General features: G+C 49.7%; 1 protein-coding gene. It reads left to right on the top strand.

Annotated elements, in window-relative coordinates; genetic code table 11:
* Positions 1-68: 68 nt before the first annotated feature.
* The coding region (locus tag RCF13_RS00180; RefSeq protein ID WP_308140667.1) for a hypothetical protein at positions 69-398 on the top strand (330 nt) is incomplete at its 3' end.

Genomic DNA, 398 nt, shown 5'->3' with positions numbered 1-398 from the left:
GCAAGCGAACCCGCCGGGGGAGAGGGTGTGTCGCGCTCGATGAACAACATAGTGTCCCCAAGGAGAAGTTGCTGACTTGGATCGCTGAGAAACTGAACGAATGGAACCACAAAGCAGGCATCACGAAAGGTGCGGTTTGCGGCGATTCTCCCTATCGAGTCATAGACGATCATACAATAGAAACGGCTGAAACGGTCGATCTGAACGGGTTCTGTCGCCCTGTCATCGAAAAAATTATTCTTGGCAAGGAAATCAAGGACAAGGATGTGTGCAAGTTCCTGGAAGTAGTGGATGATGCCTCCCATGAAATTAAACGTAGGCATCCCAAGAAGAGATTCGCTACAGGATTTGCCGTCGGTAAGGAACGCTTCGCTTCATCTGTCATTGTCAGTGTAACG

This window comes from Stenotrophomonas maltophilia group sp. RNC7 (assembly GCF_030910085.1).
GTDB classification, from domain to species: Bacteria; Pseudomonadota; Gammaproteobacteria; order Xanthomonadales; family Xanthomonadaceae; genus Stenotrophomonas; species Stenotrophomonas sepilia.
Note: the sequence above shows the minus strand (reverse complement) of the source record. Positions and strands in the feature narration are given on the sequence as shown.